Genomic DNA, 7,819 nt, shown 5'->3' on the forward strand with positions numbered 1-7,819 from the left:
TTTGTGGCATGGGTGGGGGGTTCATTTGGCGACCATGGCGCAGACATCTATCCCCCGCCCCTATATTTTTCCCCATGCCGACCGGCGCGGGCGGGTCGCTTTCCAGGGGCGGTTCGGCGCATACAGCCACATGGCGTGCCAACAATGCTACCCCCGCCACACCGCCGTGCCGCATGACAATTTTGACGGCGCGTTTGCCGCCGTCGCCAATGGCGATTGCGATTTGGCCATGATACCGATTCAAAATTCGACCGGCGGGCGCGTCGCCGACATTCACCAATTATTGCCCAAAACCAATTTGTTTATTATCGCCGAGCATTTTCAAAAAATCCAACATTGTTGGTTGGCGGCCGATGATGCCGACCCGAAAAAAATAAAATATATTTACAGCCACCCCCAGGCCCTGGCGCAATGTAAAAAAAATATCGCGGCGCGTGGGTTAACGCCGATTGAATTTCACGACACCGCCGGCGCGGCCGCCATGGTGGCCGAAAAAAACAACGGGGAGATGTCGGCCCTGGCCGCCGAAATTTGCGCCGATATTTATGGTTTGAAAATTATCGAACGCAATTTGGAAGATAGCGATAATAACATCACGCGTTTTATCGTGCTGTCGAAAAATGAAATCATGCCCGACACCGCGCAGGACAATGTGGTTAGCGCGATGATATTTTCGACCAAGTCGATTCCGGCGGCGTTGTATAAATGCCTGGGCGGTTTTGCCAGCAACAATATCAATTTGTTAAAATTGGAAAGTTACATCCCGATGTTGGCCGGTGGCGGCGTCGCCGAATTTTATATCGAATTTGCCGGCACGCCGCAACAACCGGCGGTGCAACATGCGTTGGAAGAATTGTCATACTTCACCACCATGGTGCGGCCGTTGGGGTCGTTTGTAAAAAATCACCCGTAATTTTTTTTGCAATTTTTTAATTTGCCACTTACCCCGTGAAGCCCGCCACCATGAAACGCGAAAACCCCGCCCTGACAAGATTGTTGGCGTCGGTCATGAACCTGCACCCGAAAAGAATCGACTTGTCGCTGGGGCGGATGGAAAAATTGCTGGCGAAACTTGGCGCGCCGCAACAAAAAATGCCGCCGACATTTCACATCGCCGGCACCAATGGCAAGGGCTCGGTGTTCGCCAATATCTGCAGTATTTTAAAATCATCGGGCGCGACCTATCACGGTTATTGCTCGCCGCATCTGGTGCGGTTTAACGAACGAATAATTTTATCGGGGGTGGAGGTTAGCGATGAAGCCTTGATGGATACATTGCAACGGGTGATAAAAATCAACAACGGCGACGCCATAACTTTTTTTGAATTAACCACCGCCGTGGCATTTTTATTATTTTCCGAAACGCCGGCCGATTTTTTGGTGTGCGAGGTCGGGCTGGGCGGCCGATTGGATTCGACCAATGTTATCACCGCCGACAAAATGGCGGTTTTCACGCCGATCGATTTAGACCATCAAGAATTTTTGGGCAACAACATAGAAAAAATTGCCTTTGAAAAATCGGGCATCATCACGCCGGCGACCGCCCCGACCATGGTAACCGCGCCGCAATCGCCATCGGCATTACAGGTATTGCAAACCCAAGCGCAAAAAAATAATAAAACATTGCAAGTGGTGGATTACGCCGTGGCGGGCGATGAGCTCATTCTTTCGCACAACAACCAGCAAATAAACCTTGGCCAACCGGCATTGGCCGGCGCGCACCAATATATGAACGGTGCGGTGGCGGCCGCTGCGGTGCTTCATTTTTTTGCATTGCTCCAGCGCGATATAAAACGCGACGCCATCCGCCATGGCTTGGCGGCCACAACCTGGCCGGCGCGTTTGCAACCGCTACCGCCGCTGTCGCTCGGTTTACCCGCGACCACCAGCGTGTGGTTGGACGGGTGCCATAACCCCAACGGCGCACGGGCAATGGCGGCGTGGTTGAAAAACTTGCCAAGCAATGGCGCGCCAACCGCCCGAACCGCATTGCTGTTTGCAATGTTGCATAATCGCGCGCCGCAAGATTTCTTGGCCGAATTTTTGCCCTTGGGTAAAAACGCCATTCATTTTTTTCCGGTCGGCTTGGGCGATGGCGGCGAACACCATGCCCACGACCCAAATTATTTGGCCCAGGTTGCCGCCACCCTCGGCCTGGCCGCCACGCCGGCGCGCGATTGGCGGTCGGGGTTGGAACAAATCAAACAAGCCGGTCAATACAACCGCGTGGTTATCTGTGGCAGTTTGTATCTCGCCGGTGAATTATTGGCCGCGCTGGCGGTATAATTGATTTTTTATTTTGCTGTTATAGACAAAACACCCGCAAAATAGCCATTTGGGCGATTGGCCACTGGCCACGACCTGCGGCGCACTCCTATCATTAGAGCAAGGGCGTTTTGTAAAAAATATTTCTTGGAGGGAAAAAATAAAATGAAAAATATAAAATTATTATTATTGAGTGCGGTGGCGGTGCTTTGCGCCCACGCCGGTTATGGCGCGAAGCAAGCCCAGGCGGCGGGCGATAGTTTAAAAATTTGCGTCGAGGGCGGTTCGCCCCCCTATAACCAATTGTCACCAAATGGTGAGATTGTTGGGTTCGATGTTGACATCGGTCGCGCCCTGCTGAAAAAAATGGGTAAGAAATATGACATGGTAAAGATGGATTGGGATGGCATGATCCCCGCCCTCAAGGCGAAAAAATGCGATGCGATTATTTCGTCGATGGCAATAACCGAGGAGCGTAAAAAAAGAATCAGTTTCACCGACCCCTATTACGCATCGCCGCCGGAACGGTTCGCGGCAAAAAAAGGCAAATTCCCCGACGATAAACCCGAAACCTTAAAGGGCAAAACCATCGGCGTGCAACGGGCGACCATCGCCGAGGAGTTCTTGAAAGAAAAATACCCCGAGGTCAAATTAAAATCCTACGCCACGCAAAACGAGGCCAATGCTGATTTGTTGGATGGTCGGGTCGATGCGATTTTTCAAGATGTCGTGCCGACAAAGGATTTTTTAAAAACCAAGGAAGCTATCGCGGCCAACATTGCCCTGTTTGGCGTTGACCACCGCGATGTAAAAATTCTGGGGCCGGGGGCGGGCATCGGCGTGCGGCAAGAGGATGAAGACCTGCGGAAAAGTTTTAACAAAGCAATAAAGGCCATTCATGCCAGCGGCGAATATAAAACCATCAACGATAAATATTTTGATTTTGATATTTCAAAATAAAATATTTTTTACAACAATATCATTTTAATGGCAGCGACATGAAAAGTTTAAGATGGTTATTATTGGGCATTATGGCGGGGCCGTTTTGCGGCCATGGCATGAAGCTGGCCTTTGCCGCGGATAACGAGCTTAAGGTTTGTGTCGAGGGTGGCTCGCCACCCTACAACGAATTGGCCGCCGATGGTAGCATCGTCGGGTTCGATGTCGATATCGGTCGCGCCCTGGCAAAGACGATGGGCAAGAAATATAAGCTGGTGAAGCAGGATTGGGATGGGATTATCCCCGCCCTGTTGGCCAAAAAATGCGACGCGATTATTTCGTCGATGGCCACCACCGCGGAGCGTAAGAAAAAAATAAGCTTCAGCGAACCCTATTACGCCCCGCCGCCCGAACGATTTGTCGCAAAAAAAGGCGCGTTCCCCGATGACAAGCCAGAAACCTTAAAAGGCAAAACGGTCGGCGTGCAACGTGCATCGGTGGCCGAGGAATATATAAAACAAAAATACCCCGAGGTAAAAATGCGGTCCTACGTCACCCAGAACGAAGCCAATGCCGATTTGCTCAATGGCCGATTGGACGCGATGTTCCAAGTTGTCATTCCGACAAAAGAATTGTTAAAAACCAAGGAAGCGAAGGAAGCCAATATTGCGATGTTCGGCGTTGAACATCGCGACCGCAGTATTTTGGGCAGTGGCGCCGGCATCGGCGTCCGGAAGGAAGATAACGCTTTGCGTAAAAGCTTTAACAAAGCAATAAAGACGATTCGCGCCAATGGCGTTTATAAAAAAATTAACGATAAATATTTTGACGTTGATATTTATAAGTAGTTTTTTGTTTAAAATAAAAAATAATGCTTGCGCTGGTGGTTGTAAGCTATTATCATAAACATTATAAATAGTTTTTTTAAATAGATTTCTTAAGGAGCAGAAAATGAAAAATAAAAAATTACCGCCCAAGGTGGTGAGCAAGGCGGCGACGCTGGGCGTAAATTTGGCCATGACCCTGGCCACGACGCTTGGTTTGACTGCCAGCTTCTTAACAACTGCCCCTAATGCAATCGCCGCCGATGACAGCGTTCGGGTATGTATCGAGGGGGCAAACCCGCCCTATTCCAGCATTTCACCATCGGGCGAAATTATTGGGTTTGATGTTGATATCGGCCGCGCGATTGTGGAAAAAATGGGTAAGAAATACACCATGGTGAAGATGGATTGGGATGGCATTATTCCGGCGTTGCTGGCCAAAAAATGCGACGCAATTATTTCATCGATGTCGATAACCGACGAGCGGAAAAAGAAAATCGATTTTACCGACAAATATTATGGCAACCCGCCATTGCGGTTTGTTGCTAAAAAAGGTCGCTTTGCCAATGACGCGCCGGCCACGTTAAAGGGCATTACGGTCGGCGTGCAACAGGCCACCATCGCGGTTGATTATTTGAAGCAGATATACCCCGATATAAAATTGCGCGCCTACGCCCTGCAGGATGAGGCCAACGCCGATTTATTGGCCGGCCGAGTCGATGCCATTTTTCAAGATTCGGTGCCGCTTGCCGAGTTTTTAAAAACCAAGCAAGCGGCTGGCCTTGGCGTTTTTGGCAAGGACCATAACGACCCCAAAATTTTGGGCATCGGTGCCGGCATCGGCCTGCGAAAGGGCGACACCGCCCTGCGCGACGGCCTGAACAAGGCGATAAAGGGTATTCGTGCCGATGGTGCTTATAAGAAAATCAACGATAAATATTTTAATTTTGATATTTATAAGTAGTTTTTTTTATAAAAAAAATTGTTGCGGGTGTTGCTATAAAGCGATAGAGGGACTAAGTCAGGGACAATATAAACTTTTGAACATACAAACGAGGAGGTTCAAACCATGAAAAACAAATCATACAAAACATTGCTTGCGGTGGGTTTTCTCACCTTGACAATGGCCAGCCGTGGCGTTGCCGCCGATGCAGTGAAAGTCTGCGTCGAAGGTGCCTATCCCCCATTTTCGACCATTTCGCCATCGGGTGAAGTGGTTGGGTTTGATATAGACATCGCCAATGCCTTAATCAAACAAATGGGCAAAACGCCGGTAATGGTCAAAATGGATTGGGATGGCATGATTCCCGCCCTGTTGGCCAAAAAATGCGACGCGATTATTGCATCGATGTCGATAACCGACGAACGGAAAAAGAAAATTGATTTTTCTGACAAATATTACAACACGCCGGCGCGTTTTGCTGGCAAAAAATCGGCTAATTTGTCCGATGATGCTGGCGCGCTAAAGGGCAAAACCGTTGGCGTGCAACAAGGCACCGTGTCGGAGGCTTTCATGAAAAAGAAATACCCCGATGTGAAATTGCGTTCCTACGCCACGCAGGAATCGGCCAACGCCGATTTGGTGGCGGGTCGGCTTGATGCGATTTTTGTCGATTCGATTCCGTTGGGCGAATTCCTAAAAACGCCGGCGGCGAAGGGTTTCGCCGCCTTTGGCAAAGACCAATATGACCCGGCCATTTTGGGCACCGGTGTCGGGGTTGGCGTGCGTAAACAAGACACCGCCTTGCGCGATGACTTCAGCAAAGCCATCACCACCATTCGCAAAAATGGTGATTATGCCAAAATTAATAAAAAATATTTCGATTTTGACATCTACGGCAAATAACCATTGCTGAAAAAAAATTGACAGGTTTTAATGGGGCTTCGGGGAAATAAATTCTTTGAAGCCCCATTTTTTTATGCTATTTTAACGCGACAAGATTAGTTTAAGCGGTTCCTTAACACCATGGATTTCACCATCTTATTTCAATATGGCCCCCTGCTTTTATCGGGGTTGGTTACCACCCTGGCCCTGGCTTTTTTATCATTTGGCTTGGCGGTGCTGATGGGGGCGGTCGGCTGTTACGCCAGATTAAGTCGCAACCGCATCGCGCGCGGCGTGGGTAATATCTACACCATTATATGCCGCGGCATTCCCGACTTGGTGATGATATTTTTGGTGTTCTATGGTGGCCAGGTGGTAATGAATTGGCTGAGCGACCATTTTAATTTGGGCGGCATTAATGTCAGCGCATTTTGGGCCGGTGTTATCACCCTGGGGTTTTACAATGGTGCGTTTTTGGTTGAAACCTTTCGCGCCGCCTATCTCGCGATTCCGAAAGGCCAGGTCGAGGCCGCCAAAACCCTTGGGCTTGACCGCCTCACTATTTTGCGTCAAATAATTTTAACCCCCATGGTGGTTGCGGCTTTATCCGGCGTCAACAACGTGTGGCAGGTGTTGGTCAAATCCACCGCCTTGGTGTCGGTGATTGGGCTTTATGATTTGGTGGGCTACGCGGATAAGGCGGGTAAGGCCACCAAACAACCATTTGTGTTTTTTGTCGCGGTGGTGATATTTTATTTTTCGTTAACGATATTTTCAAGCAGTTTTTTTAATTATTTAGAAAGACGCACCTTTAAATTCCGGCGTCGTTACCAATAACCCTCCATAAAAAAAAAGAATAAGACTATAAACATGTTTGATATCAAATTGGTGTTCGACCACCTTCATGTATTTTTGCAAGGGATAGGGATGACCCTGTTCCTGACCGCGGTGCCGCTGTTTTTTGGTTTTTTTCTGGCGGTGGCGTCATCGCTTATTATTGTTGAAAAGGTGCCGGTGTTAAGCAACATCACGCGTTTTTACAGCCTGCTGTTTCGCGGTTCGCCGATGTTGGTGCAAACCTATCTGGTGTATTATGGCTTGGCGCAGTTTGAGGCGGTGCGTGATTCGTGGGCCTGGAATTTTTTGAAAGACGAGTATTTTTGCGTGATTATGGTTTTTTCGCTCAACACCGGTGCCTACACCACCGAAATTTTGCGCAATGGTATTTTGGGCACGCCGCCGGGCGAAATCGAATCGGCCAAAACCCTTGGGCTGTCAAAATTGGCAATCTATCGAAAAATTATTTTCCCCTCGACATTCCGCCGCGTCTTGCCGCTTTATAATAACGAGGTCATTTACCTCATGCAATCTTCCTCCATCGCTTCAATTTTTACCCTGATGGATATTACCGGCGCGGCGCGTTGGCTTAATGCTTCCTTCAATGTCGCTTACGAGGGCATGTTAACCGCCGCTCTTGTCTACCTTGTCTTGACCTATGGGTTGATTGGTATATTCAAAATAATCGAACGAAAATTTTGTGGTTACCTGATGGTGCGTTAATCGCCGCGAAGCGCGTGAATGCCACCCGAGAGAAAAACGATAATAGTTTTGCCGCGCTTGCGGTAGTGAAAGCATAGGTGAAAAAGTATCATTTGAAGTTAAACATTGACTTTTAAGGACAAAGAGATTATAAACGCCAGGCTAGGTAGCATGGAGTTGTTTAGCAATTGTGGACAACCATATTTCGTGAGAAAGGGACATATCATGAAACACAACCTACTTACTGGCGTTAAAACGCACCCACGCAACGTAGCGATATCACAACTATCATGCGCGATGCTCATCACAACCATTCTTAGCAGTGGGTTATTTGCCAACCAGGCCCTGGCGCAACAAGCCAGCAACAATGCGGCACAAGATATAAACACCAATTTATTGGCGAACAACGTCGATGGAAAATTGATGC

At 48.7% G+C, this 7,819-nt stretch carries 9 protein-coding genes; all 9 read left to right on the forward strand.

What is annotated here, in order from left to right; all coding sequences use genetic code 11:
* Positions 1–913, forward strand: a 913-nt coding sequence (locus QM529_07110; GenBank protein MDI9314422.1) for a prephenate dehydratase domain-containing protein, incomplete at its 5' end; no start/stop codon positions are given.
* 50 nt (positions 914–963) lie between these two features.
* Entirely contained in the window at positions 964–2,286 is a 1,323-nt protein-coding gene (locus QM529_07115) for a folylpolyglutamate synthase/dihydrofolate synthase family protein (GenBank protein MDI9314423.1), read from the forward strand.
* Between the two features lie 144 nt (positions 2,287–2,430).
* On the forward strand, positions 2,431–3,225 hold the full coding sequence (locus QM529_07120) for a transporter substrate-binding domain-containing protein (GenBank protein MDI9314424.1): 795 nt from the start codon (positions 2,431–2,433) through the stop codon (positions 3,223–3,225).
* 38 nt (positions 3,226–3,263) lie between these two features.
* Complete coding sequence (locus tag QM529_07125) at positions 3,264–4,052, forward strand: transporter substrate-binding domain-containing protein (protein ID MDI9314425.1); 789 nt, start codon at positions 3,264–3,266, stop codon at positions 4,050–4,052.
* Between the two features lie 103 nt (positions 4,053–4,155).
* Positions 4,156–4,992 carry a transporter substrate-binding domain-containing protein gene (locus tag QM529_07130; GenBank protein ID MDI9314426.1) on the forward strand — a complete coding sequence of 279 codons (837 nt, stop codon included), beginning with the start codon at positions 4,156–4,158 and terminating at the stop codon, positions 4,990–4,992.
* A 105-nt stretch (positions 4,993–5,097) separates the two neighbouring features.
* Positions 5,098–5,874 (forward strand): transporter substrate-binding domain-containing protein, encoded by a 777-nt coding sequence (locus QM529_07135; GenBank protein MDI9314427.1) that lies wholly within the window; start codon positions 5,098–5,100, stop codon positions 5,872–5,874.
* A gap of 120 nt (positions 5,875–5,994) precedes the next feature.
* Positions 5,995–6,690, forward strand: coding sequence for an ABC transporter permease subunit (locus tag QM529_07140; protein ID MDI9314428.1), 696 nt, complete (start codon positions 5,995–5,997; stop codon positions 6,688–6,690).
* Positions 6,691–6,723: 33 nt separating this feature from the next.
* Positions 6,724–7,413, forward strand: coding sequence for an ABC transporter permease subunit (locus QM529_07145; protein MDI9314429.1), 690 nt, complete (start codon positions 6,724–6,726; stop codon positions 7,411–7,413).
* A gap of 204 nt (positions 7,414–7,617) precedes the next feature.
* Positions 7,618–7,819, forward strand: a 202-nt coding sequence (locus tag QM529_07150) for a hypothetical protein (GenBank protein ID MDI9314430.1), incomplete at its 3' end; no start/stop codon positions are given.

Source organism: Hydrotalea sp. (genome assembly GCA_030054115.1).
In the GTDB taxonomy this organism is placed as follows: Bacteria; Pseudomonadota; Alphaproteobacteria; order JASGCL01; family JASGCL01; genus JASGCL01.

Bases quoted from the DNA above. Each gene is read 5' to 3' on its own strand.
- QM529_07115 (MDI9314423.1), top strand. From the start codon at position 964: ATGAAACGCGAAAACCCCGCCCTGACAAGATTGTTGGCGTCGGTCATG.
- QM529_07120 (MDI9314424.1), top strand. From the start codon at position 2,431: ATGAAAAATATAAAATTATTATTATTGAGTGCGGTGGCGGTGCTTTGC.
- QM529_07125 (MDI9314425.1), top strand. From the start codon at position 3,264: ATGAAAAGTTTAAGATGGTTATTATTGGGCATTATGGCGGGGCCGTTT.
- QM529_07130 (MDI9314426.1), top strand. From the start codon at position 4,156: ATGAAAAATAAAAAATTACCGCCCAAGGTGGTGAGCAAGGCGGCGACG.
- QM529_07135 (MDI9314427.1), top strand. From the start codon at position 5,098: ATGAAAAACAAATCATACAAAACATTGCTTGCGGTGGGTTTTCTCACC.
- QM529_07140 (MDI9314428.1), top strand. From the start codon at position 5,995: ATGGATTTCACCATCTTATTTCAATATGGCCCCCTGCTTTTATCGGGG.
- QM529_07145 (MDI9314429.1), top strand. From the start codon at position 6,724: ATGTTTGATATCAAATTGGTGTTCGACCACCTTCATGTATTTTTGCAA.